The sequence below is a fragment of the Agrobacterium sp. ST15.16.024 genome (genome assembly GCF_027956545.1).
GTDB classification, from domain to species: domain Bacteria; phylum Pseudomonadota; class Alphaproteobacteria; order Rhizobiales; family Rhizobiaceae; genus Agrobacterium; species Agrobacterium cucumeris.
The window spans coordinates 561,354-586,551 of sequence record NZ_JAQKGO010000001.1 but is presented as its reverse complement, the minus strand read 5'-3'; the positions used below and the strand labels follow the sequence as shown (position 1 = coordinate 586,551).

At 59.1% G+C, this 25,198-nt stretch carries 20 protein-coding genes; 11 read left to right on the top strand and 9 right to left on the bottom strand.

Annotated elements, in window-relative coordinates; translation table 11 throughout:
* Positions 1-169 precede the first annotated feature (169 nt).
* Positions 170-829: an outer membrane beta-barrel protein gene (locus tag PL640_RS02800; protein WP_271360727.1), complete on the top strand. Its 660-nt coding sequence runs from the start codon at positions 170-172 to the stop codon at positions 827-829.
* Positions 830-1,036: 207 nt separating this feature from the next.
* Here the strand turns inward: PL640_RS02800 and glcF are convergent, their stop codons facing one another.
* The 3 genes from glcF to PL640_RS02785 form a co-directional block, all read right to left on the bottom strand.
* Positions 1,037-2,338 (bottom strand): glycolate oxidase subunit GlcF, encoded by a 1,302-nt coding sequence (glcF, locus tag PL640_RS02795; RefSeq protein WP_271360726.1) that lies wholly within the window; start codon positions 2,336-2,338, stop codon positions 1,037-1,039.
* Between the two features lie 14 nt (positions 2,339-2,352).
* A complete protein-coding gene (glcE, locus tag PL640_RS02790) occupies positions 2,353-3,555 on the bottom strand; it encodes a glycolate oxidase subunit GlcE (protein WP_271360725.1) in 1,203 nt (400 codons plus the stop codon).
* A 259-nt stretch (positions 3,556-3,814) separates the two neighbouring features.
* Positions 3,815-5,263 (bottom strand): FAD-linked oxidase C-terminal domain-containing protein, encoded by a 1,449-nt coding sequence (locus PL640_RS02785; protein ID WP_405049185.1) that lies wholly within the window; start codon positions 5,261-5,263, stop codon positions 3,815-3,817.
* A gap of 97 nt (positions 5,264-5,360) precedes the next feature.
* Here PL640_RS02785 and PL640_RS02780 point away from each other — a divergent pair, with 97 nt between their 5' ends.
* The 8 genes from PL640_RS02780 to PL640_RS02745 all read left to right on the top strand — a co-directional run bounded on the left by PL640_RS02780 (position 5,361) and on the right by PL640_RS02745 (position 14,027).
* The gene (locus tag PL640_RS02780) at positions 5,361-6,278 is read left to right on the top strand and encodes a LysR family transcriptional regulator (protein ID WP_271360723.1); all 918 of its coding nucleotides are present in this window, start codon (positions 5,361-5,363) and stop codon (positions 6,276-6,278) included.
* Positions 6,279-6,419: 141 nt separating this feature from the next.
* Positions 6,420-7,193: a FadR/GntR family transcriptional regulator gene (locus PL640_RS02775; RefSeq protein WP_271360722.1), complete on the top strand. Its 774-nt coding sequence runs from the start codon at positions 6,420-6,422 to the stop codon at positions 7,191-7,193.
* A gap of 103 nt (positions 7,194-7,296) precedes the next feature.
* Positions 7,297-8,643, top strand: coding sequence for a glycosyltransferase family 4 protein (locus tag PL640_RS02770; RefSeq protein ID WP_161991134.1), 1,347 nt, complete (start codon positions 7,297-7,299; stop codon positions 8,641-8,643).
* Complete coding sequence (locus PL640_RS02765; protein ID WP_271360721.1) at positions 8,640-9,410, top strand: HAD-IIB family hydrolase; 771 nt, start codon at positions 8,640-8,642, stop codon at positions 9,408-9,410. Before PL640_RS02770 ends, PL640_RS02765 begins: the two co-directional genes overlap by 4 nt.
* A gap of 260 nt (positions 9,411-9,670) precedes the next feature.
* Complete coding sequence (locus PL640_RS02760; protein ID WP_161991133.1) at positions 9,671-10,111, top strand: NUDIX hydrolase; 441 nt, start codon at positions 9,671-9,673, stop codon at positions 10,109-10,111.
* A gap of 163 nt (positions 10,112-10,274) precedes the next feature.
* Positions 10,275-11,780: an inorganic phosphate transporter gene (locus PL640_RS02755; RefSeq protein ID WP_271360720.1), complete on the top strand. Its 1,506-nt coding sequence runs from the start codon at positions 10,275-10,277 to the stop codon at positions 11,778-11,780.
* A 17-nt stretch (positions 11,781-11,797) separates the two neighbouring features.
* Positions 11,798-12,535 carry a 16S rRNA (uracil(1498)-N(3))-methyltransferase gene (locus tag PL640_RS02750; RefSeq protein WP_161991132.1) on the top strand — a complete coding sequence of 246 codons (738 nt, stop codon included), beginning with the start codon at positions 11,798-11,800 and terminating at the stop codon, positions 12,533-12,535.
* A 118-nt stretch (positions 12,536-12,653) separates the two neighbouring features.
* Positions 12,654-14,027 (top strand): glutamate--cysteine ligase, encoded by a 1,374-nt coding sequence (locus PL640_RS02745; protein WP_271360719.1) that lies wholly within the window; start codon positions 12,654-12,656, stop codon positions 14,025-14,027.
* Positions 14,028-14,226: 199 nt separating this feature from the next.
* Here the strand turns inward: PL640_RS02745 and PL640_RS02740 are convergent, their stop codons facing one another.
* A complete protein-coding gene (locus PL640_RS02740; RefSeq protein WP_142839140.1) occupies positions 14,227-14,520 on the bottom strand; it encodes a DUF1127 domain-containing protein in 294 nt (97 codons plus the stop codon).
* Between the two features lie 202 nt (positions 14,521-14,722).
* On the opposite strand from PL640_RS02740, the gene PL640_RS02735 reads away from it, so the two are divergent.
* Positions 14,723-15,673 carry a LysR substrate-binding domain-containing protein gene (locus tag PL640_RS02735; RefSeq protein WP_271360718.1) on the top strand — a complete coding sequence of 317 codons (951 nt, stop codon included), beginning with the start codon at positions 14,723-14,725 and terminating at the stop codon, positions 15,671-15,673.
* Between the two features lie 68 nt (positions 15,674-15,741).
* Here PL640_RS02735 and PL640_RS02730 read toward each other — a convergent pair whose 3' ends face one another.
* Positions 15,742-18,180, bottom strand: a complete 2,439-nt coding sequence (locus PL640_RS02730) for a DUF1217 domain-containing protein (protein WP_142839138.1) — start codon at positions 18,178-18,180, stop codon at positions 15,742-15,744.
* A gap of 366 nt (positions 18,181-18,546) precedes the next feature.
* On the opposite strand from PL640_RS02730, the gene PL640_RS02725 reads away from it, so the two are divergent.
* On the top strand, positions 18,547-19,113 hold the full coding sequence (locus tag PL640_RS02725; protein ID WP_142839137.1) for a DUF6101 family protein: 567 nt from the start codon (positions 18,547-18,549) through the stop codon (positions 19,111-19,113).
* 77 nt (positions 19,114-19,190) lie between these two features.
* Here PL640_RS02725 and ubiA read toward each other — a convergent pair whose 3' ends face one another.
* The 4 genes from ubiA to PL640_RS02705 form a co-directional block, all read right to left on the bottom strand.
* Positions 19,191-20,144, bottom strand: coding sequence for a 4-hydroxybenzoate octaprenyltransferase (ubiA, locus tag PL640_RS02720; protein ID WP_271360717.1), 954 nt, complete (start codon positions 20,142-20,144; stop codon positions 19,191-19,193).
* Positions 20,145-20,408: 264 nt separating this feature from the next.
* Positions 20,409-21,209, bottom strand: a complete 801-nt coding sequence (locus PL640_RS02715) for a MipA/OmpV family protein (RefSeq protein ID WP_035219028.1) — start codon at positions 21,207-21,209, stop codon at positions 20,409-20,411.
* 236 nt (positions 21,210-21,445) lie between these two features.
* A complete protein-coding gene (locus PL640_RS02710) occupies positions 21,446-22,702 on the bottom strand; it encodes an SAM-dependent methyltransferase (RefSeq protein WP_271360715.1) in 1,257 nt (418 codons plus the stop codon).
* A 168-nt stretch (positions 22,703-22,870) separates the two neighbouring features.
* The gene (locus PL640_RS02705; RefSeq protein ID WP_271360714.1) at positions 22,871-25,195 is read right to left on the bottom strand and encodes a Tex family protein; all 2,325 of its coding nucleotides are present in this window, start codon (positions 25,193-25,195) and stop codon (positions 22,871-22,873) included.
* Positions 25,196-25,198: the final 3 nt, after the last annotated feature.

The window sequence follows — 25,198 nt, the reverse complement described above, 5'->3', positions numbered from 1 at the left end:
AGCATTCGACGAGACTTGGCGGGGGACGCCAGGCGCCGGACCTCTCTCAGGAGATGATGGAACGGCCTTAAAACGGGTGGTCAGCTGACCGCCCGTTTTTCGTTTCTGTCATTCAAATGTTATCAAAAAACGGTTTGGTGGATTTCTGATATCAATCTGGATTCTCTCCATGCCGCGCCACACTTCTTTTGTCTGCGCCCTGCTCCTCAGCGGCGTTTCCTTCTCTGCCGCACTCGCAGGCGAATTCGAAATTTCCGGTTATGGCGGCTGGCAAAGCGCCCCGCACAGCGATGTGACGGTTTCCGACGGACCGGATTTCCGAGCCGGATGGGAAGGCAAGTCGTTTTCCAGCCCGCCCTATTGGGGCGTGCGCGGCACCTACTGGTTCGAAGAGGGCCGGCTCAACAATTTCGGTATCTCGCTCGATTTCACCCATGACAAGGTCTATGCCGACGACCAGACGCTTGCCCGCTCCGGCTGGTCGCATTTCGAATTCACTGATGGCCTGAACCTTTTGACGCTCAACGCGCTCTACCGCTTTCCGCTGGAATCCCTGCCGATCACCCCTTATGTGGGCGCCGGCGTCGGCATCAACGTGCCGCATGTGGAAGTGAACCGTCCGTCGGGCAGGACCTTCGAATACCAGTTTGGCGGCGCCACCCTGCAGGCACAGGCCGGCCTCAGCTACCGCATCACCGACAACTGGTCGACCTTCGTGGAATACAAGGGCACCTATTCCTTTATCGACGTCGATATCGACAATGGCGCGTCGCTGAAGACCGATATCATCACCAATGCGGTGAATTTCGGCGTGGCGTATAAGTTCTAGCTCTCTTCCCTCATTCCTGTGCTTGTCACAGGAATCCAGCCGACGCGCGTCTGCGCGGCGGGAAAGCCTTTTCAGCCCAAGGACTTGGGCTGGCTGGATCCCTGTGACAAGCACAGGGATGAGGAGAGAATAAAGAAAACTCACGATCCAATCTTTGCGGCACACGTTATGGCGCTCTGGATCACTACCCTATGAGCGCACCACGTTCTAAACCGAAAGCCGCGCCGGCTTCGGCCCGCCATAGGCCCAGTCCAGAAGCTCCACCGTGTGCAGGATCGGCATATCAGTACCGGTTCCGATCTGCGTGATGCAGCCAATATTGCCGGTGGCGATGACATCCGCGCGGGTGGCCTCGATATTCTTCACCTTGCGCGCCTTGAGCTTGGCGGAAATTTCCGGCTGCAGGATATTGTAGGTTCCGGCCGAGCCACAGCAGAGGTGCCCCTCCGCCGGATCGCGAACGGTGAAGCCCGCCGCCTTCAGGAGTTGTTTCGGCGCAAGCGTGATCTTCTGGCCATGCTGCATGGAGCAGGCGGAATGATAAGCGACCGTCAGGCCCTGGCTTTGCCCTTGTGGCAGATCGAGCGTGGCGAGATATTCGGTGATGTCCTTTGCAAGCGCCGAGACCCGCGCGGCTTTGGCCGCATAGGTCGGATCGAGCCGCAGCATATGGCCGTAATCCTTGATGGTGGTGCCGCAGCCGGAAGCCGTGATGATGACGGCGTCGAGGCCGCCGCTCTCCATCTCCCGCGTCCAGACATCGACATTACGCCGGGCTGAGGCGAGCGCTTCTTCCTCCCGGCCCATGTGATGCACCAGCGAACCGCAGCAGCCCTCCCCCTTCGGCACCACGACCTCGATGCCGAGCCGCGCAAGCAGGCGCAGCGTCGCCTCGTTGATGCCGGGGTCGAGCACCGGCTGGGCGCAGCCGGTGAGAATGGCGACACGCCCGCGCTTTTCGCCTTCGGCCGGCCGTTCACCCGGACGGGCGGAAGCGGAGGCGGAAGGCACTGCGGCGGGCGCGAGAGCCAGCATGGATTGCAGCGGTTTCAGCGCCGGAACCCTGGCAAGCAGGCCTGAGAAGGGCCGCGCCAGCCGGGCCAGATGCAGGGCCAGCCGGAAACGCGTGGGATGGGGCAGGACGGCAACCAGAAGATTGCGGACCAGCCGATCCATGAAGGGGCGCTTATAGGTCTGTTCGATATGGGCGCGGGCATGATCGACCAGATGCATGTAATCCACGCCGGAGGGACAGGTGGTGGTGCAGGCAAGACAGGAGAGGCAGCGGTCGATATGGGTGACGACCTCGCGGTCGGCCGGGCGGCTGTTTTCCAGCATGTCCTTGATGAGGTAGATGCGGCCGCGCGGGCTGTCCAGCTCGTTGCCAAGCGTGACATAGGTGGGACAGGTGGCGGTGCAGAAACCGCAATGCACACATTTGCGCAGGATTTTTTCGGATTCCGCCACATGCGGATCGGCCAGCTGTTGCGGCGTGAAGGATGTTTGCATGGTTCAGACCGCCCTTATATCGCTCCGGCCATCTTGCCGGGATTGAAGATACCCGCCGGATCGAGCTTTTCCCTGATCCGTGCCGACAGGATGGCCTCTGCCGCCGGGCGCGGCTCGAAGGCTGCGACCGTGGCGCGCACGGCATCGCTCGCCCTCACCAGCGTTGCATGACCGCCGCCGAGCGCCCGGATGGCGCCGCGCAGCAAATCCGCCTCGGGGTCGGCCTCCATCTGCATCCAGACGAGACCGCCCTGCCAGTCGTAAAAGGCATCGATGCCCGCTTCCATGCGCAGCGCCGCGACAAGCCGGTGGCCCGCGGCGGGTGGGACGGAGACTTTCCAGAGCGGCTTAGCGCCCTGCCCGGCATAGGGTACGACATCACGCACCTGTCGCCATAAAAGGCCGCTCTCTTCTTTCTCCAGCAGCGCCCATGGCCCGACCCGGTCCATGACCGACAACAGCTTGCGGACGCGCGCTTCCACTGATGCCGCAAGCCCTTCCAGCCGCAGGATGGTTGCCGGGCCATCCGGCAATCCGCCATCGATGAAACGGGAGCGAACACTTTCCGGCAGATGCGCCGCACCTGATACCTCGACGCTCATTGCCATCGCCGCGGCCATTATGCGTGTTGCCGCCTCGTCATCGAGACCGGACACGACCACGGTTTTTTCAGCCGGCGGTTTCGGCAGCACGCGGAAGGTCACTTCGGTGAGGAAACCGAGCGTGCCGAAAGACCCGGCCAGAAACTTGGAGAGGTCGAGCCCGGTGACATTCTTCATCACCCGGCCGCCTGCCTTGATGATCTCTCCGCCGCCATTGACGAAACGGATGCCGAGCAGGCTGTCGCGTGCGGCCCCTGCCACATAACGGCGGGGGCCGGAAACATTGGCGGCGAAGACGCCACCGATGGTCGGCTCGCCAGCAGTTCCCATGATCGGCCGATGGTCCATCGGCTCAAAGGCCATCATCTGGCGGTTTTCAGCAAGCGCGGCTTCGACGGTGGCAAGCGGGGTGCCGGCCTTTACGGTCATGACCATTTCGGCGGGAACGTAAGAGACGATGCCGTTCATGGCGCGGGAAGAGAGCGCATCATTTGCCGCGACTGCGTTGCCAAAACCGGAACGGGTATTGCCACCGATGATTTTCAGCGGGGTTTTTCGGGTGGCATGGTCGCGGATGATATCGGCGGCCTGTGTTTCTGAGTATGGGGTCAGCATGGGGTGGCGTGCTCCGGGCATGGGGTCGCGCGGTTGGCGCAAGAGAGACTGCGCTCAGAGCAAGAGATACCCCCCTCTGCCCTACCGGGCATCTCCCCCACAGGTGGGGAGATCGACTTGCGGCAAGGTCTCGCCTTTCTTATCGGCCGAGATAGAGCGACGTAGGTGCGTCTTGCCGATCTCCCCACCTGTGGGGGAGATGCCCGGCAGGGCAGAGGGGGGTAAACCGCACCCTCCAAGGCAAGTAAGTTAACGTACCTCAATTGCGCCCCTCCAGCGGAAACACCTTCGACGGGTTCATCAACCACCCCTCGTCAAAAGCTGCCCTCACCGCCATCTGCTGGGCAAGATCGGCCTCGTCATACTGGTGGCGCATCAAATCGCGTTTTTCGATGCCCACACCATGCTCGCCGGTCAAACAGCCGCCGGCATCGACGCAGAGCTTCAATATCTCATTGCCCGCCTCCTCGGCGCGGGCGGCATCATCAGGGTCGTTGGCGTTGAACAGGATCAGCGGGTGCATGTTGCCATCGCCAGCATGGAAGACATTGGCGACGCGCAGGCCGAGCCGGTCAGTGATTTCGCTCGTCTTTTTCAGCACGTGGGAAAGTTGAGAAAGCGGGACCGTGCCATCCATGCAGATGTAATCCGCGATACGGCCCGTCGCGCCGAAGGCGGATTTGCGGCCTTTCCAGATCGCCGCCGCCTCCATGGCCGACTGGCACTCCTTCACGGTTTTCACGCCATGTTTTCTGGCGATGGTGACGATATCGGCCAACATGGCGTCCATTTCCGCCTCGGAGCCCTCGACCTCGACAATCAAAAGCGCACCAACATCCAGCGGATACCCCGCCTTGGCAAAGGCCTCGCAGATCTCGATGGCCGGCTTGTCCATGAATTCGATGGCGACTGGAATGATCCCCGCACCGATGATATCGGCAACGCAGGAGCCGGCCTCCTCGGATGTTTCGAAGCCGAACAGCACCGGTCGTGCGCCTTCCGGCTTGGCGATCAACCGCACCGTCGCTTCCGTCACAATACCAAGCTGGCCCTCCGAGCCGCAGACGAGAGCGAGCAGATCGTAACCGGCGGCGTCGAGGTGCTTGCCGCCCAGTTCCAGCACCGTGCCATCCACCAGCACCATTTTCACGCCGAGCAGATTGTTGGTGGTGACGCCGTATTTCAGGCAATGCGCGCCGCCGGAATTCATGCCGATATTGCCGCCGATGGTGCAGGCAAGCTGCGAGCTTGGGTCCGGCGCATAAAAGAAGCCTTCCGCACCGGCCGCATCCGAGATGGAAAGATTGGTGACGCCCGCCTGCACCCGGGCGGTGCGATTGTAAAAATCGAGATCGAGGATCGAGGCCATTTTCGAAAGACCGATCACCACCGCGTCCTCCTGCGGGATAGCGCCGCCGGACAGCGAGGTGCCGGCGCCGCGCGGCACGACCGGAATGCCGTAGCGATGACAATATTTCATCACTGCCGCCACCTGCTCCGTCGTCTTCGGCAGTGCGACGGCGAGCGGCAGACGGCGGTAGGAAACGAAGGCGTCGGTTTCGAAAGGCACGAGTTCGCGAGGCTCATGCACAAGACAGTCTTCCGGCAAGATATCCTTCAGATCGGATATGATGCGGTCACGGTTTGCGACGACCTTCGCACGCGGCTCCAGAAACTTGATCGGCTGCGTCACCGCCCTCTCCTCCATGCATGTCCCGCCAACTGGTATTCTTTCTTTACCACTTTGAAACGGCGCAATCAAATGTTATGGATTTTTTCCATTCTGGAAACAATCGAGGGCAACTGTGACAAATCTGGGTGATCTGGAAGTCTTCGCAAGCGTTGTCGCCTCCGGCAGCATGTCGCTTGCCGCCAAGGAGCTTGGCTATTCGCCGGCCGTCATTTCTAAGCGCATCAAGCGGCTGGAAGAGAAGCTCGGCGCGCGGCTTTTCCAGCGCACCACGCGGCAAATTTCGCTGACCGAGGCCGGACAGGGGTTTTACGAGCGGGTGCTTGCGGTGCTGGAAGGGCTTGAAGAGGCCGAGGATTTCGTGTCCGGCCGGGCCAACACCGTCAACGGCACGCTGAAAATCTCCGCCCCCACCTCCTTCGGGCGCATGCATATCGCACCGCATCTGAAGACCTTCATGCAGCGGCATCCGGACCTCTCGGTCAATCTGGTGCTCAGCGACGAATTTATCGACATCATCGAGGGTGGCTACGACCTGGCGATCCGTATCGCCGACCTCAATTCGTCGAGCCTCGTGGCGCGCAGGCTGGCACCGGTTCGCCGCGTGCTCTGCGCCTCGGCGGATTATGTGGCAACGCACGGCATGCCTGCAACAATCGAGGATCTGAAGAAGCACCGCTGCCTGCCGGCACATAATAATGATGTATGGCGACTGGAAGGACCGGGCGGCGCGCTCAGTATTCGCCCGGAAGGCATGCTGGTCACCAATTCCAGCGAGGTGATCCGCGAGGCGGTGATTTCAGGACTTGGCATTGCACTGCGTTCCACCTGGGATATCGGCCATGAATTGCGCGCCGGTAAACTGGTACAGGTTCTCCCTGGCTATGAGGGGTCGCGCAACGTCACGCTTTCGGCGGTTTATCCAAGCCGACAGTTTCTGCCAGCGAAGGTACGGTTGTTCATCGATTATCTGGCCGGGCTTTATGGGCCTTCACCCTATTGGGAGCAGGCTGAAGCGCCGAAGCCGATTTGACCAGGCAGGCATCGCGATGCCGCTGGCGCGGACAAGGCCGGCTCGCGCGGAACTGGACAGAATATTTGACCAGTGCAATGCTTGGCTGATAATTTGCCCACTATCAAAATCAGGGGCGGGATTTCGCCGGAGACTTCTGCGATGGATGAAACGCTTTTTGCGCGCATCGAGCACAGCCGCACATCGCAGGAGGTGATTCTACGCTTCGAGGAACTGATCCTCGACGGCATATTGCGGGATGGCGACCGCCTGCCCGGCGAGCGCGAACTGGCACAAAAGCTGGACGTCTCGCGGCCGATCCTTCGGGAAGCGCTGAAGGAGCTTGAAACCCGTGGCCTTCTCGTCAGCAGACATGGCGGCGGCACCTTTGTCGCGGATATTGTCGGCCCGGTATTTTCCGACCCCCTGAGTGCGTTGATCACCCGCCACAGCCGGGCAACGCGGGATTTTCTCGAATATCGCCGATATATCGAAGGCATGACCGCCGAACTTGCGGCGCAACGGGCGACAGAGCCGGACAGGCGCAACCTGACGGCTATCGTCGACAGGATGCGGGAAGCCCATGAGGCCGGCCGCTTCGACGACGAGCTTTCCGGTGATGTGGAATTTCACAACGCCATTGGCGAGGCGGCGCATAATATCGTGCTGATGCACACGTTGCGGTCATGTTACCGGCTTTTGAGCGATGACATCTTTTATAATCGCCATCTCATCTTCACCGTCGCGGGCGCCCATGACGAGGTGCTGAGACAGCATATCGCCATCCATGACGCCATCGCGAGCGGCGATCCGGCGGCGGCAAGGGCTGCGGCAGAAGCTCATATCGACTTCATCGTGGAGACGACATCCAGGGCGCATCAGGCGCGTGAATGGGACCGGATTTCCCGTTTGAGGCAGCAGCAGCGCAGCGTCTGAAAACGCTACCCGGCGAAATACAGCACCTATTTTATTCAGGTTTTTATGGAACCTTTTGTGCTCTTTGGTCTTTTTATCGGGTTAATTGGAAAAATTTACCAAGATGGGACCCATGACAACCACGAGCGAAACTGAACGCTATCCGCGGATAGCTCTCATATCGACGCATGGCTATGTCGCCGCGCACCCGCCACTGGGCGCTGCCGACACCGGTGGACAGGTGGTTTATGTGCTTGAGCTTGCACGCAAACTCGGCCAGCTCGGTTATACTGTCGATCTTTATACCCGCCGCTTCGAAGACCAGCCGGAATTCGACGAGGTTGACGAGCGCGTCCGCGTGGTGCGCATTCCCTGTGGCGGGCGCGATTTCATTCCCAAGGAATATCTGCATCGCCACCTGATGGAATGGTGCGAAAACGCACTGCGTTTCATCAAGAAAAACGACCTCAATTACTCCTTCATCAACAGCCATTACTGGGATGCAGGCGTGGCTGGGCAGCGGCTGTCCGAAGCGCTGAAAATCCCGCATCTGCACACACCGCATTCACTCGGCATCTGGAAGAAACGCCAGATGGAGACCGACTATCCGGAAAAGGCCGATACGTTCGAACTGGAATTCAATTTCAAGGAACGTATCCAGCACGAGCTGATCATCTATCGCAGCTGCGACATGGTGATCGCCACGACGCCGGTGCAGCTTGACGTGCTGATTGAAGATTACGGGCAAAAGCGCAAACACATCCACATGATCCCGCCGGGTTATGACGACAACCGCTTCTTCCCGGTTTCGGATGCGACGCGGCAGATGATCCGCCAGCGTTTCGGTTTCGAGGGCAAGGTGGTTCTGGCGCTGGGGCGGCTGGCCACCAACAAGGGTTACGACCTTTTGATCGACGGTTTTTCCGTCCTTGCCGAGCGCGAGCCGGAAGCCCGCCTGCATCTGGCCGTCGGCGGCGAGAACATGGACGAACAGGAAACCACCATACTTAACCAGCTGAAGGACCGCGTTAAAGCGCTTGGACTGGAAGACAAGGTGGCGTTTTCCGGATACGTCGCGGATGAGGACCTGCCGGATATCTACCGCGCCGCCGATCTTTTCGTGCTTTCCAGCCGTTACGAACCTTTCGGCATGACGGCGATCGAAGCGATGGCCAGCGGCACGCCGACCGTCGTTACCATCCATGGCGGGCTGTTCCGGGCTGTGAGCTATGGCCGCCATGCGTTGTTTGCCGATCCTTTCGACAAGGAAGACCTCGGCATAACCATGATGAAACCCTTCAAGCACGAGCGTCTCTACGGGCGACTTTCGCGCATGGGCGCGCACAAGGCGCGCAGCCTGTTCACCTGGACGGGCATTGCCCAGCAATTGCTGGCGCTTGTTGAAGGCAGGACCATGATGCCGGTTCTCGAAGAGGCGGACTGGGCCGAACCGTGGAATGACGGCGATTGAGACCACTTCGCCTTTTTTCCACCGATCTCGACGGAACCGTTGTCGGCAACAACGATGCCACGCGCCGGTTCCGCGATTTCTGGCAATCATTGCCGGACGAGCATCGTCCGGTTCTGGTCTTTAACAGCGGCAGGCTGGTCGATGACCAGCTTGCGCTGTTGGAAGAGGTGCCGCTGCCGCGGCCCGATTACATCATCGGCGGTGTTGGAACCATGCTGCATGCCAAGGAGCGCAGCGAACTGGAAAGCGCCTACAGGCACTCACTCGGCACCGGCTTCGACGCGAAGCGGATTGCCGATGTCATGGGCCGCATATCCGATGTGACGATGCAGGAAGAGCAATATCAGCACGGCCTCAAATCCAGCTGGTTCCTGCATGACGCCGATGAAAAGGCGCTTGACGATATTGAAAACGCGCTGCTGGCGGCTGATATCGATGCCCGCATCGTTTATTCCAGCGGTCGCGACCTCGACATATTGCCAAAGGCCGCCGACAAGGGTGCCGCACTGGCATGGTTATGTGGACAACTGCATATCGGTCTCGACGAATCGGTCGTTGCGGGCGATACTGGCAATGATCGAGCGATGTTCGAGTTAAATGACGTTCGCGGTGTGATCGTTGGCAATGCCTTGCCGGAACTTGTTTCCCTGGCAAACCGCAATAGCCGGTTTTACCTCTCGGGCGCGACTGAAGCGGATGGTGTGATGGAAGGTCTCCGACATTGGGGACTGGATGCGGGCCAGCGCAATTCCGGCCGCAACCGTTGAGCGGTTTGCGTTCCGAATGACCTGAAGCAGACAGATACGGAATTCCGCAATCGGCTGTTGAACCGGCAACCCCGGCAAGCTTCCGTTCGCCTTCATCTGTGCCCCTTAATCTTCATCAGCATGAAGACAATAGTGGGTTATGGATGAAGGGGGATTGGCGGAACATACCGTGTATCTATATTAGCAATTATCACTACCCGGCAAACAAGGATTTATACGGATTGAAGATTTTGAATCGATTGGCGACAGACGTTGGCTTGATGTTGCGCAGACCGCCGCGACAGCAATATGCGGCGCTGTGCTATCGATTGTCCAAAAAACATCCGGAGCCGGAAGTTCTGCTGTTGACCAGCAGGGATACGGGACGATGGGTCATTCCCAAAGGCTGGCCGATGGGCGGCAAGAAGGCCCATGCGGTGGCCGAACAGGAAGCCTATGAGGAAGCCGGTGTCAAAGGCACGGTGGAGAAGGCCCCCTTCGGCTTTTATGAATATGAGAAAAAACTGAACAGCGGCGTCAACGTGCCGTGCAGGGTTCAGGTGCATCTGCTCGAAGTCTCGGAAATGCAGGAAAGCTTTCCCGAAAGAGACTCCAGAAAGCTGGAATGGGTCACTCCGCAGGAAGCAAACAGGCGGGTTAATGAGCCGGAACTGAAGGCGCTGATGCTCGCTTTCGACAAGCGGATGGCGCATTCGAAATAGCGCCGACGCCCGAAGCGTGGCAATGTGCAGTTTGTTTTTCCAACATGGCTTTTATCGTCTTTCATTTTGGAAAGATGTGCGAGATGTAACAGTCTTTTTGTAAAATTGCCTTCAACCTGCGACATTGCCGGACGAGAGGGAATGTTGGCAAACGAGGTCTGAATTGGCAATAAAGCCACCATCGAACATGAAACCGACGCTCGACAAGGATCTCGACAAGATCACCCGTGTCGAAGAGGCGACGCTGCACGTCACGCAGCAGCTTGCCGGCCTTGGCGCGGGGTTCATGTTCGTTGTCCTGGCGGCGATATTTGCCGGTGCCTTCGTCACAGGCACCGACGGCTCGGTCATCATCATCGCCGCCGTCGCCATTGGCGCCTATATGGCGATCAATATCGGCGCGAACGACGTAACGAACAATGTCGGCCCGGCGGTTGGCGCCAAGGCCCTGCCGCTTGCCGCAGCACTCATCATTGCCGCCATCTGCGAGATCGCCGGTGCGCTCATCACCGGCGGCAATGTGGTCGAAACCATTTCCAGCGGCATCATCAACGTCCAGACCATTCCCGACAGGACCGCATTTTCCTGGGCGATGCTGTCGGCACTTCTCGCCGCCGGCCTTCTCGTCAATCTCTCCACCTGGACCAAAGCGCCGATTTCCACCACCCATACGGTGGTTGGCGGCGTTGCGGGTGCGGGCATGGCCGCCTATGGCATTGGTGCAGTCGACTGGCTGTCGCTCGGCAGCATCGCCTTCGCATGGGTGCTGGCACCCTTCATCAGTGCCGCCATCGCCATCCTCATCCTCGCCTTCATCAAGGAATGCATCATCTACCGCGAGGACAAGATCGAAGCCGCGCGGCTGTGGGTGCCTGTTCTTATCGGCCTGATGGCGGGGGTTTTTGCCGCCTATCTCATCTGGGTCGGGCTGCGGCAGCTCATGCATGTGTCATTGGGCCATGCCAGCCTCATCGGGCTCGTGACCGGCCTCGTTGCCTGGCGTCTCTGCGTGCCGATCATCCGCAAACAATCGCAAGGGCTGGAGAACCGCAACCAGTCGCTGCGAACGCTGTTCCAATGGCCGCTCGTGCTCGCCGCCGGATTGATGTCCTTCGCGCACGGGGCAAATGACGTGTCCAACGCCATCGGCCCGGTGGTGGCCATCGTGCGGGCATTGCACAACGAAGCGGTGGAAACGTCCGCCCGCGCACCACTCTGGGTGATGCTGGTCGGCGCATTCGGCCTTTCCTTCGGTATTTTGCTTTATGGCCCGCGCCTCATCCGCCTTGTCGGTGAGCAGATCACCAAGCTTAATCCCATGCGCGCCTTTTGTGTTTCCGTGGCCACCGCGCTCACCGTTCTTGTCGCCTCACGCTTCGGCCTGCCGGTCAGCACCACCCATACGGCAATCGGCGCGGTATTCGGCGTCGGTTTCTTCCGTGAATGGTACACACAGTCATCGCGCCGGCGGCAAGAACTCGTCAATGCGGGCACCGGGGATATCCGCCGGACCGCACGGTTTGCCGACAATCCTTCCGAGGTGCGCCGCCGCTACCTTGTCCGTCGTTCCCACTTCATGACAATCATCGCTGCCTGGCTGGTCACCGTTCCCGCAAGCGCCACCCTTGCGGCGCTGCTCTACTGGCTGATGTCTTTCCTCTTTCTGTGAAACCGAAACCAAATCCCATGCGCGCAAATTTCCGGATGCAACGTCTGTTTATCGAAGCCCCGCTTGCTGCGGACGTGGCACTGGAGGCGACGGGCGAACAGTTCAACTATCTCGCCAATGTGCTGCGCATGACGGATGGCGTGGAAATTCTGCTGTTCAACGGCCGCGACGGCGAGTGGAAGGCGAAACTGTCCTTTCCAAGCCGCAAGAAGATCGTTCTCGTCCCCCTGGAACAGACGCGGCCACAGCCGGACGCGTCGGATCTGCATTATCTCTTTGCGCCGCTGAAGGTCGGGCGCATGGATTATCTGGTGCAGAAGGCGGTCGAGATGGGTGCCGGCCTGTTGCAGCCGGTGATGACGCAGCATGTTCAGGGCAAAATCCACAACACCGAGAAGCTGCGCGCCAACGCTGTCGAGGCCGCCGAACAATGCGGCATTCTGTCTCTGCCTGATGTCGCCGAGCCGGTGAAGCTGAAAGACATGCTGGAGAGCTGGCCGCAGGACCGGCGCATCATCTATTGCGACGAAGGCGATGCGGGGCAAAACCCGCTGCCGGTTCTGCAATCCATCAAGGAACGTAAAATCGCCCTGCTGGTTGGCCCGGAAGGCGGGTTTTCCGAGGAAGAACGGGAACTTCTGCGCAGTCTTGCCTTCGTTACCCCCATTCCGCTCGGGCCGCGTATCCTGAGGGCCGATACGGCCGCCGTCGCAGCATTGGCGGTCATTCAGGCGACCATCGGCGACTGGAACTGAGGTGGAATATTACGCTTGATGCATCTTTAAAAGAAATTCATTTGCCTCCGGATGCGATCCGGCTCTATCTGCCAATCATATGCCTCGCCGCAACAGAGACGTCATAACAAGGTAAGCCATGGCACGCGACACGACCGACCAGACCCCCCTCTCCTCCGTCACGGAGCTTACAGACTATCTGGCGGGCGGTAACAAAGCCGAAACCGATTTCCGCATCGGCACCGAGCACGAGAAATTTGCATTCTTCCGTGAGGACAACAGCCCCGTTCCCTATTTCGGCGAGGCCAGCATTTCCGCCCTCCTGAAGGGCATGCAGGCAAAGCTCGGCTGGGAGCCGATCATGGATGGTGAGAACATCATCGGGCTTGGCGAACAGCACGGCATGGGGGCCATCTCCATCGAACCGGGCGGCCAGTTCGAACTATCGGGCGCACCTCTCGAAAACCTGCACCAGACCTGCAAGGAATCCAACCAGCATCTGGCGACCCTTCGCGAAGTGGCCGAGCCGATGGGCATCCGTTTCCTCGGCATCGGCGGCAGCCCGCTGTGGAGCTATGACGAAACACCGCATATGCCCAAATCACGCTATGCGATCATGACGCGTTATATGCCGAAGGTCGGGACCAAGGGTCTCGACATGATGTATCGCACCTGTACGATCCAGGTGAACCTCGACTTTTCCTCCGAAGCGGATATGCGCCAGAAGATGCGCGTTTCCATGAAGCTGCAATCGCTGGCAACCGCACTGTTTGCCTCGTCGCCCTTCACCGAAGGCAAGCCGAACGGCCTTCTCTCCTGGCGCGGCGATATCTGGCGCGACACCGACAATCAGCGTTCCGGCGTGCTGCCCTTCACCTTCAACGACGATTTCGGTTTCAAGGACTATGTCGAATGGGCGCTTGATGTGCCGATGTATTTCATCGTGCGCGACAGCAAATATCATGATTGCACCCATGTTACCTTCCGTCAGTTCATGAACGGCGCGCTGAAGGGCGAAATCGCCGATTGGCAGCCGACCATGGGTGACTGGACAAACCATCTCTCCACCCTCTTCCCGGATGTGCGCCTGAAGCGTTTCCTCGAAATGCGCGGCGCCGATGGCGGCCCTTGGAGGCGCATCTGCGCCCTGCCGGCTTTCTGGGTTGGCCTTCTTTATAATCAGGAAGCGCTTGACGCTGCCGATGCGCTGACCGACGGCTGGAGCTTCGACGAGGTGATCGCACTTCGCGACGCCGTGCCAGTCAAGGGCCTTTCCGCCGAGATCGCCGGCAAGCCGCTGCTGGGTATCGCCCGCGAGGTTGTCAATATTTCCCGCACCGGCCTTAAAAACCGTAACAGGCTGAATGGCGAAGGCCAGGACGAGACCGTGTTTCTCTCGTCGCTGGACGAGGTGCTGGCCAAGAAGACCACGCTCGCCGAAGACCTGCTGGCGCTCTATAATGGACGCTGGGGCGGCTCTGTGCTGCCGGTGTTCGAAGAATATCAGTATTAAGATATCCCGGCGAACCTCATTGTAGGGTCAGGGAGCCGCGTAAACGCAGGCAAAGCGAAGCCACAAAAAAGCCCGGCGCGGCCGAGGGGCCTGACACCGGGCAAAGGCAGGGCTATTGGCAAATCACCCTGCGGGGAAAACTCTTCGGTTCGAAGCAGTTCCAGCCGCTGGAGGCCCGCTGGAACTGCGCAAACTTGATTTACGGCGTCTTGAACCGTGTCACTGCCCGCTTGCGTGCAGCGCGGGTCAGATGAGCGGTCGGATCTTCGAACAGGCCGGTATTAAGCGCGTCCCGCACGTCCGAATGCGCCAGCCCGATATCGGCAAGAAGGCGGTCGTCAAGCTCGGTCAGCCCATTGGCGACAATACGGTTGTAAATGCGCTGCAAAAACGTTTTCACGGCCGAAGCACCACCGAAGACGATGCGACGCAGGGTGTCGCTCTGCCTTGTGGTTGCAAGTTCCAGTTCCATTCTCCGTTCTGCCGTGCGCATGACACTTATCCTTCCGTAACGGCACGATGCGGCACCGCCCCCGACGCACCACGCGCGAGAAGCTGCCTTGGGTTGGGGCCTAGCGTTTCGCCGGCCCGTGGTTGAGATTGATTTGCTTGAAGTCAAAATGTCGCAAGACTATTGATCAGTCCAACGAATGTTTCTAATGTGAGACATCAATCATTCTGATGGATGACCGTCCATGTCCGCACCTCTCGATATAGATCAGCTGCACACCTTCATCGCCATCGTCGATACGGGCAGCTTCACCAAAGCCGCCGACCGCGTTTTCAAGACACAATCCGCCGTCTCCATGCAGATGCGGCGGCTTGAGGAGCGGATCGGTAAACAGCTTTTCGCCAAGGACGGGCGTGGCAACCGCCTGACGACGGAGGGCGAAAAGCTGATGAATTACGCCCGTCGTATCATCCGCCTCAACAACGAGGCGATCGCCGCCTTTGACGACAACCGGCTCGAAGGTACATTGCGCATCGGCACGCCTGATGACTATGCCGACCGTTACATGCCCGAAATCATCGGCCGTTTCGCCAAGACCCACCCTAATGTCGAGCTTTACATCGTCTGCGAACCTTCGGTCAGCCTTGCCGAAAAAATGGCGCGCGGCGAGCTGGATATTGCGCTGGTCACCCATAATCCCCGCGCCCGCTCTTCGGATGTGGTTCGCACCGAACCGCTCTGCTGGGTCGCTTCCGCCAACCATCCGCTGAAGGATGACGCGCCGGTGCCGCTTGCCGTCGGCCGGCGCGACTGCCACTGGCGGCAGCTTGCCTGTTCGGCGCTCGATGCCGACGGGCGGGATTATCAGGTTCTGTTCACCAGCTGGTCTTCCACGGTGGTGGCCGCCGCCGTGCTGGCCGGCATGGCCGTCTCCGTGCTGCCGGAATCGGCGCTGCGCACCGGCATGAAGGTTCTGACCGCCGCCGACGGTTTCCCACCGCTACCGCCGGTGCAGATCGGCCTGATGAAACGGCCGGGCCTCTCCCCCTCGCTGGTGAATGCGATTACCGACCACATCACCGCCTGCCTCGACAATATCTCGCCGATGAACGTCGCCGACGAAATGGACAGTGACGTGAAAACCTACCCGAAGATGCCGCGCCTGCGCGCCGGGCACATGCTGCCGGGGTGGTGAACGGATAATACAAATAGAAAGGCCCGGAGTAAGTTCCGGCCTTTCTGTTACGCGTTTGCGTGTTCCCCTTACCGCGCCCGCAGGGACGCGACCGCCAGCAGCGTTTCGCCGCTGATACCCGCCGAGCCGCTGCCATTAAACAGCATCATGATCGGATCCATGGTATTCTGCGCGTTATCGTACATGATGGTGAAACGGGCGACGAGTTTCTTGACCTTTTCCGGGTCCTGAAAATCCTCGATGTCGAAATATTTCTTCATCATCGACACCTGCGTATCGACCGGAGCGTTGCCGAGTTCATCGGGAATACCGAAGGTGGTGTTGATGAAATTCTGGATCGCGGTGTCGGCGAGGATGGAATAATAGGACGTCGTTCCTGCCGCCATGCGCTTGAAATAGAGCGCCAGGCGCACGCCGGCATTCTCTTCACCCGCCTGCGTTTCCAGCGTCTGGGTCAGGTAGTTGTCCAGCGTCTCGTAAAGGCCACGCCGCGTCTGGATCAAGCTGCGGTCTTCGCGAAGGATATTGCCGTCCGTATCGAAGTTGAAGGCGGTGACGAGGCGGCGGAAGACCGGATCCATCTCCTTGTTGACGTAGCTTTCGCTGTCATCCAGCTTGGAAGAGAATATCTTTCCCAACTGTTCCTTCGTCACGGTTTTCGGATCGATGCCCAGTGATTCCATCGCAAATTTCGTCAGGCGATCATTGGCCAGAAAGTCCTTCAGCGTCTTGACCTTCTGCATCTCGGCGGTGAAATATGCCGCCTCTTTCTTGGCCGCTTCCTTGTCCTTCTCCGTGCCGAATGCCGACTTCTTCTTGATATAGTCAGCCGACATGGTCTGCATTTCGATTTCCGACTGGGCCAGAACGGGAGACCCCAAACTCCCGTCGGACTTGAAGTTGAAAAGCTCCGCCAGCTTGACGTAGCGCTCGTCCTTCAGCGTATAGACGTAGCTCTTCTTGTCCTGCAGGTCGCTGGTAAGGACCTTGCGGATATCGGAAACATTCACCTTGGCCGGGTCGAGACCGACCGACTTCAGCGCGTAGTTATAGACCGCGCTACTGTCGAGAAAGTCCTTGACGGATGTGACGCTTTTTATGTCGCTCTTGAACAGTTTGAGCGCATTCGCGTCGGCCGCGTCATCCTTGTCGTTGTAATGGGTCATATAGCCGTTGGTGGTGGTCGCGGTCTGCAACGTCGTCTGGGGCGTCGTGCCGGCGGCAAGCGTTCCGTCCGCCTGGAAGTTGAACGCATTTCTCATGGCGATGTAGCGCTTGTCGTTCTTGCCGAAAGTCGCGATGTAGTTGTTCGGGTCGCTCAGATCGCTGGTCAGAATATTCTCGATCGTCGCCTTGACGATGGTCACGTCGTTCAGGTCGAAAGCAACCTTTATATAGTTGAGAAGGCGGGCATCCGAGGTCAGTTCGGCCACCGTCTTGATAGAGCCGATCTTCGATTCGAAATAATCCCTGTGCAGGGTGGCGACCGTCGGCGTCACGCGCGGCGCGCTGGCGATATAGGCATCCGTCATCACTTTGACGTTGTCAGCCTTCTGCGCTCCGCCAGCGGCCACGGTGCCGTCGTTCTTGAACTCGAAGGCGGCCGCAAGCTGCGCCATCTTGTTATATTGCGTGACGGTGTTCGACAGCTTCGTCTGCTCCGCCGTGATTGCGGCGAGTTTCGCTTGCCACTCGCTCTTCGGCGGCAACACGGCTTCAAGCTGCGTCAGTTGATCCTGCCTCGTCACCTTTTCCGCCTCGAGCGCCGTGCGCTGCTCGGTGGTCAGATCTGTCCCCGCAAGCGAGGTGTCGATGGCGGTGATGCGGGCCGTGACCTGCCCGTGCAGTTCGATATTGCCCTTCATCGCCAGCTTTTCGACCGCATCATTATAGGCAGCACCGAATTTCTGGTTGAGGTAGCTATCGGGATCGGCGATGTCACTCGTCATCAATCCGCGGATATGGGCATAGGTAAAGGTCTTCTCATCGATGCTGAAGACCTGAAAAATATAGGCGCGGGCCCTGTCATTCTGCAGCAGCTGATCCACATTGGTGACCGAGCCGATGATCGCCTTGTAATAACGCGTTTCTTCCGAAAGGCTGTTATCGAGATCGGATATCGACGTACCGTAAAGCCCGATCATCTTGTCGAGCTGGGCCTCCGTCTGGACGGTCTTCGTCGACGCCGTGAAGTTGAAGGCTGCGGCAAATTCGCGGTAGCGCTCATCGGTCAGCTTGTTGGCAAAGCTGTTCTGGTCGTTCAGATCGCTTTCCAGAACCTTCTTCATGAAGGCCTTGGCATAAGTCATCTCGCCGAGACCGAAGGCATCCATGGCGTAGGAATAAAGCTGATAATTATTCAGGAACTCGTCAACGCTTTTCACATTGCCGATGTTTTCCTTGTAATATTTCGTCTGCCGCTCGATGAGACCCTGCTGCGCCACGCGCGAGATGCTCGTCTTCATATCGCGGTTGATGAGGTCGTAGCTGAGATACGTCGATACCATCTGAATGTCCTCTGGAACATCGCGCATCCCTTCGGGAGCATCAAGGTTCCGGTTTTAAATCCACCCATCACGCCCCATCAGGACGCACGGCAAGCCTTGGCAGGACTATGCATGACGCTGCTTGCCCGGAGCTTGAAAGAGCACATTTTCAGGGATGATAAAAACCGCATTGTCTCAATCGGCTTTACGCAAACGAAACCATGCCACAGTGGGTTTTGCTAACCATTTGGGAATGCAAAGTTTTCTTAACCGCGATTTTTAAGCAGTCTCGAACATGCGGCGGATAATCTCCTGACATCAGAGGACGAAAAGTCCCGATGAGAAGACCGGAAACCGGCTCTCAGGTAAAACAAGGGTAGATTAAACATGACCAAGACCGTTCTGAAGCCCGACTGGGCCGTTGCCACACTCAGACTCGACCCGGCACGTTTTCCGCAACAGGTCACCTATGGAAAAGGTAACGGCACGACCGACGTCGCCGTGACGCTCGATGAACGGGGCGCCGTTCTGAGAAAGGTTCTGTCCTCTTCCGGCCTGCCTTTGTCTTTCGCCCTGCCAGCCCGCGCCTTCAAGGGCGTTGCCGCCCGCGCCATCGACCATGGCGACGGCCAGGTAACCGTGACGCTGGAACTTCACCATGATGATCCGGATCTCTGCGTTCCGCTGCTGGTCGCCCATGATCTCTGTGATATCGCCGCCGACTGGCGCAGCTGGTCTGAAGCCTACCGCATTCCCATGCTGATGGTGGAAGCCGATGGCGTTGCCCGCCCGCTGGAAGAACATCTCGGCAAGGTGCGCACCCAGAATACCCGCCCGCGCCGCCGCCATTCCTATTTCGCCGATCGCCGCCCGCGCTTCCTCGTTCGTCGCTCCACCGGCTCGCTCGGCATGAGCATGAAGATCGAGGGCAAGGAAATCATCGCCCGCAGCTGATAACCTTCAGCAAGACAATCAAAAGCCCGGCGCGCAACAATGCGGCCGGGCTTTTTTCGTATCTTTATTCCGGTGGTTCACACCAGCAGAAGCGGCAGGATGAGGCCGGCAAAAATCATCACGCCGACACGGTTGTTGGATTTGAACAATACGAGGCATTGCTCGACGTCGTCGATATCCAGCACCCAGACCTGGCGGAACAACATGATGGCCGCAGCGGCAAGGCCGCTATAGGCAATGACGTTAACGCCCGCGCCCCAGAAGGACAGGGCGATCATGGCAAGGGCTGTGCCATAAAGAAAAACCAGCCAGCGATGTGTGTTTTCTCCAAACAGCAGGGCGGTCGAACCGATGCCGACTGCCGTGTCGTCTTCCTTGTCCTGATGGGCGTAGATTGTATCATAACCGATCGTCCAGGCGATGGAGCCGACATAAAGCAGGACAGCCGGCCAGGCGATCGATCCGAACTGCCCGGCCCAGCCCATCAGTGCGCCCCACGAAAAGGCAAGGCCGAGGAAAAATTGCGGCCAGTTGGTGAAGCGCTTGGCAAAAGGATAGATCGCCACGAAGATCAGCGAGAAGATGCCTGTCGCGATTGCAAAGCTGTTGAACTGCAAGAGCACCAGAAATCCGGCAAGCGCCTGCAACACGATGAAGACCTTGGCCTGCAGCCGGGTCACGCGGCCCGATGGCAGCGGCCGGGAACGGGTGCGCGCCACGGCCATGTCGATCTTGTGGTCGGCCAGATCATTATAGGCGCAACCGGCACCGCGCATCGCCACCGATCCGATGAAAAACAGCACCAGGTGCCAGATCAGCGTGCCCCAGGAAAAGCCGCCGCTCACCGTCGCAGCATTGGCCGCAAGGGCGGCGGACCAGAAACACGGCCACATCAGCAATTGCCAGCCGATGGGGCGATCCCATCTTGCGAGCTGCGCATAGGGCCAGAGGGACCTCGGCAAAATCCGATAGACCCAGTTATTGGATGGCGCGTCGGAAACGCGGTCTGATAAATCGCTGTGGTGAACCATGGGATGGTTCTACAGCATTGGCGGGAAAATCGGAACGGTTTTCAAAGTGCAAAGATGCGCGGTTTTTGGTGATTTGCCCTCGGGCGACCGGCAAAGCGCCTCACCTCTCCACTGTCATCCTCGGGCTTGACCCGAGGATCCACCACCCGTTGAAATCAATGGATCCTCGGGTCACGCCCGAGGATGACACCGATTATTTGGATAGAAAAAACCCGCAGCAGAATGCTGCGGGTTTTCAATCTCCAAACAACGCGTTCATCTACCTCAGGGCAGCGAGAAATTGAATTTATAGCTTGCCTGAACGCCGATGATGAACTGGTTTTTCGAACCGCGCTCGCGCACCAGCGAGCTGTCGGCGGCGTCGCCCGTCAGGCGGCGATATTCCGCAAACGAACCGACTTCGGCGTTCTCGGTAACCTTCCAGGTGATGGCGGCGCCGATGCCGGCGGAATGAAGGCCACCGCCCGGGCTATAGGGCGAAGGCGCGCCGGCAGCTGTCTGCGCTGCGCTAACGCCGTAATAGCGCTCGTTATATTTGCTACTCACCCATGTGGCGCGCGGGCCGGCGGAAATCTGGATGCCAGGGGCGATATCGGTGAAGGCATCAACGGCAACATCACCGACCACGCCGCTATGGCTGCGGATGCCCTGACGGACTTCACCACGAACGCGCAGCCAGTCGGTCGGATAGGCTTCGGCGAAACCGCCAAGCTCGCCACCGCGCTTGATGCGGGTCATGCCTTTCAGATCGGAAGAGTCGCCTTCGTCACGCGGAGAAACCAGCTTGCCGGCAAGACCCATGCTGATCGGACCATTGTCCAGAAGCGAGATCGAGGCGCTGTCGTTGCGGGAGGTGAAGCGCGCGCCCTGCCCCTGACGTCCGAGTGAAATGATCGGCGAGAAGCCGAATTCATTCTTGTTATCGCCCTGATATTTCGGCGCAGTGAAACCCGCACCGCCGAGCTTCAGATACCAGTCGCCGGAAAACCAGCCTTCGGCATGGGCGTTGCCCACGGCAAAAAGCGACAGGACACAGGCGGCGACTGCCGCTGATGGCTTGAACATGAAAAGAACCCCAGAAACGCAATACAGACAGGTGCCCGTAGAATTAGAGGGATTGTCTTTCCATTCCATTAACCAGCGCAGGAAGAAAACTGGCGACCACCTCTTCCGTTACTCCGGCCCTGAGCCGGAATCCAGCCGACGCGCGTCGGCGCGGCGGGAAGACTCTTTTCAGCCCAGGACTTCCCCTGGCTGGATGCCGGATCAGGTCCGGCATGACGGTGGAGAATGCCCAAGCCTTAGAACGTCACCTTCTCCAGCGGTGGACGGGTCTTTTCAAACTCCAGCAGCTTCGCCTCGTTGCGGGCGATGTAATCGCGATTATGCGGCACGGCATCGCGATCCTTGGCGAGCTGGATCTGGAAAATATGGAAATTTTCATGGGTGAAGGCCATTTCCGACCCCGCCAGATAAAATTCCCACATGCGGAAGAAGCGCTCGTCGTAAAGTGCGATCGCCTCGGCCTTGCGCGCCACGAAACGTTCTCGCCAGTGCCGCAGCGTATGGGCGTAATGCATGGGCAGAATTTCGATATCCTTCACCAGCAGTCCCGACTTCTGGATCGCCGGCAGCACCTCGGCAAGCGAAGGGATATAGCCGCCGGGGAAAATATATTTTTCGATGAAGGGGTTGGTCGCCAGTGCCGGATAGGGCTGACCTATGGAGTGCAGTACCATCACGCCCTTGTCATCGAGCACCTCCGCCACCTTGTCGAAATAATCGCGATAATGCGTCGGCCCGACATGTTCGAACATGCCGACGGAGACGATGCGATCATATTTTTTCGAGGCGGGCAGATAACGGTAATCCTGCAATTCGAAGCGGACATTGCCGGCGATACCGCGTTTTGCCGCCCGGTCGCGGGAAACACGCAGCTGCTCTTCGCTGAGCGTGATGCCCGTCACATCGGCACCGGCGCTTTCGGCGACATACATCGCCATGCCGCCCCAGCCGGAACCGATCTCCAGCACGCTCTGGCCCGGCTCGGTCATCAGCTTGGCAGCGATATGCCGTTTTTTGGCATCCTGCGCCTCATAGAGGCTGATACCGGGCGGGTTGAAATAAGCGCAGGAATATTGCCAGTCCTCATCGAGGAAGAGGTCAAACAGCTTGGCGCTCAGATCATAATGATGGGCGACGTTGCTCTTGTTGTGATTGACCGGCAGATGCATCTTGATGCGGGCGGCGATGATGCGCGCCATGCCGCGCCAGACCATGCCGAAGGACAAGGCTTCGCTCAGCGTATTGCCTTTGACCAGTGCCAGAAAGTCGTAAATATCGCCCTCGGCGATGGTCATACGGCCTTCCATATAAATTTCGGCGAGTTTCAATGCAGGATCGGCAGCGATCTCCTGCATGGCGGCTTCGTCGGTGAAATTCAGAACAACCCGTTTTCCAGTGCCGTCGCCAAATGTGCGGCTACCCTGCGGGCTGTGGACGGCAAGATCACCGATCTTGATTATCTTTTCGAGAAGAACATGCAGAGACGACGCCATGGCACCCCCAATTGCTAAGTCTCACTTATCAATTTTGCTGACCGTATTCCTTTCGGCACAAGTTTCAAGATAGTCTTATTTCAAAAAAATTGAACGATTTCATCAAATAAAAAGCCCTGCCGGGGTACCCGGCAGGGCTTTTCGGTAAAAAATCATTTCAACCCTAGGTCAGCGTCGCTTCATTGCCTCAGCCAGGGCGGCGGCAAGAGCACCACCGGATTGCGACCCCTCGTTGCGATCTTTCGGCTTGGATGTCGCGTGGCGCATGGCGCTGGCATTGCCCTTCTCACGCATCGGCTGAGGCGCTGCCTCACCGCCATCCTTGCGCATGGTGAGACCGATGCGCTTGCGTTTCACATCCACTTCAACGACTCGCACCTTGACGACATCGCCCGCCTTGACGACCTCATGCGGGTCTTTCACGAAACGGTCGGCAAGCTGCGAGACATGCACCAGCCCATCCTGATGCACGCCGATATCCACGAAAGCGCCGAACGCAGCAACGTTGGTGACGGTGCCTTCCAGCAACATGCCCGGCTTCAGATCGGTAATCTCGTCCACACCGTCTGCGAAGGTCGCGGTCTTGAAACTCGGGCGCGGGTCGCGGCCGGGTTTTTCCAGTTCGGCGATGATGTCCTTGACGGTCGGCAGGCCGAACTGTTCATCGATGAAGCGCTTCGGGTCGAGACCCTTCAGCGTGGCGCTGTCGCCCATCAACGTGCGCAGATCGCGGCCGCAGGCGGCAACGATCTTCTTCGCCACACCATAGGCTTCCGGGTGAACCGAAGACGCATCCAGCGGCTCCTTGCCGTTCGGAATACGCAGGAAGCCGGCGCATTGTTCGAAAGTGCGCTGGCCAAGCCGCGGCACCTTCAGCAAATCCTTGCGGCTTGAAAAGGGGCCTGTCTGATCGCGATGGGCGACGATGGCGTCGGCAATCGAACTGCCAAGGCCGGACACCCGCGCCAGAAGCGGCGACGAGGCCGTATTGAGATCAACGCCGACGGCATTCACCGCATCTTCCACGACGGCATCGAGCGAGCGGCTAAGGCGGCCCTGATCGACATCGTGCTGATATTGACCAACGCCGATGGATTTCGGTTCGATCTTCACCAGTTCCGCCAATGGATCCTGAAGGCGGCGGGCGATGGAGACGGCCCCGCGCAGCGAAACGTCGAGATTGGGGAATTCTGCCGCCGCCCGTTCCGAAGCGGAATAGACCGATGCACCCGCCTCCGAAACGATGACCTTGGTGGGTTTTGTGCCGGAAGCTGACGCGGGCATCTGCGCCAGAAGATCCGCCACCAGCTTTTCCGTCTCGCGGCTGCCGGTGCCATTGCCGATGGCAATCAGCTCGACATTGTGCTTGCGGATGAGCATAGCGAGTTCCGCCTGCGTGCCGCGCACATCGTTCTTCGGCGGGAAAGGATAGACCGTCGTGGTCTCCAGGAGCTTGCCGGTGCCATCCACCACGGCCACCTTGACGCCGGTGCGGATGCCGGGATCGAGACCCATCGTGGCGCGGGAACCCGCCGGTGCAGCCAGCAGCAGGTCTTTCAGATTGCGGGCGAAAACATTGATCGCCTCTTCTTCGGCCCGCTCACGCACTTCACGCATGAGATCAAGCGACAGCGACATGGAGAGCTTCACGCGCCAGGTCCAGCCCGCCACTTCCATCAGCCACTGATCGGCAGGGCCGGCATTGCGGATATCGAAGGCGGCAGCGACGGTGCGTTGGGCCGGCTTGACCGGCGACGGATCATCAGCATCGACATCGATCGTCAGTGTCAGCACTTCTTCGTTCCAGCCGCGCAGCATGGCGAGCGCACGGTGGCCCGGCACGGTTGCCCAGCGTTCGAAATGATCGAAATAGTCGGAGAACTTCTCGCCGGTCGCCTGCTTGCCATCCACCACCTTGGCGCGGAAAATGGCGTTCTGGCGCATATAGTCGCGCAGCCGACCGAGAAGATCAGCATTTTCCGTCATCGTCTCGGCCACGATGTCGCGCGCGCCTTCAAGCGCTGCCTTCACATCGGCTACCTCGCCCTTGATATAGGCCTCCGCAAGCTTTGCCGGATCGCTGGCGCGGTTATCCCATATGGCTTGCGCCAGCGGACCAAGACCACGTTCACGAGCGATTTCCGCGCGGGTTCGGCGCTTCGGCTTATAGGGCAGATAGAGGTCTTCCAGTTCCGCCTTGGTGCCCGCCTGCATGATCTTGACCATCAGCGCATCGGTCATCTTGCCCTGACCGTTGATGGTCTCGACGATGGAGGCGCGGCGCGCATTCAGTTCGCGCAGATAGACAAGGCGTTCCGCCAGCGTTCGAAGCTGGGTGTCATCAAGGCCGCCGGTCACCTCCTTGCGGTAACGGGCGATGAAGGGAACGGTCGCGCCCTCGTCCAGCAGGCCCACCGCCGCCTTCACCTGATCGGGGCGGGCGTTGATTTCGGAGGCGATGAGCGTGGCGAGGCGGGCATTATCTGCGGTCATGAG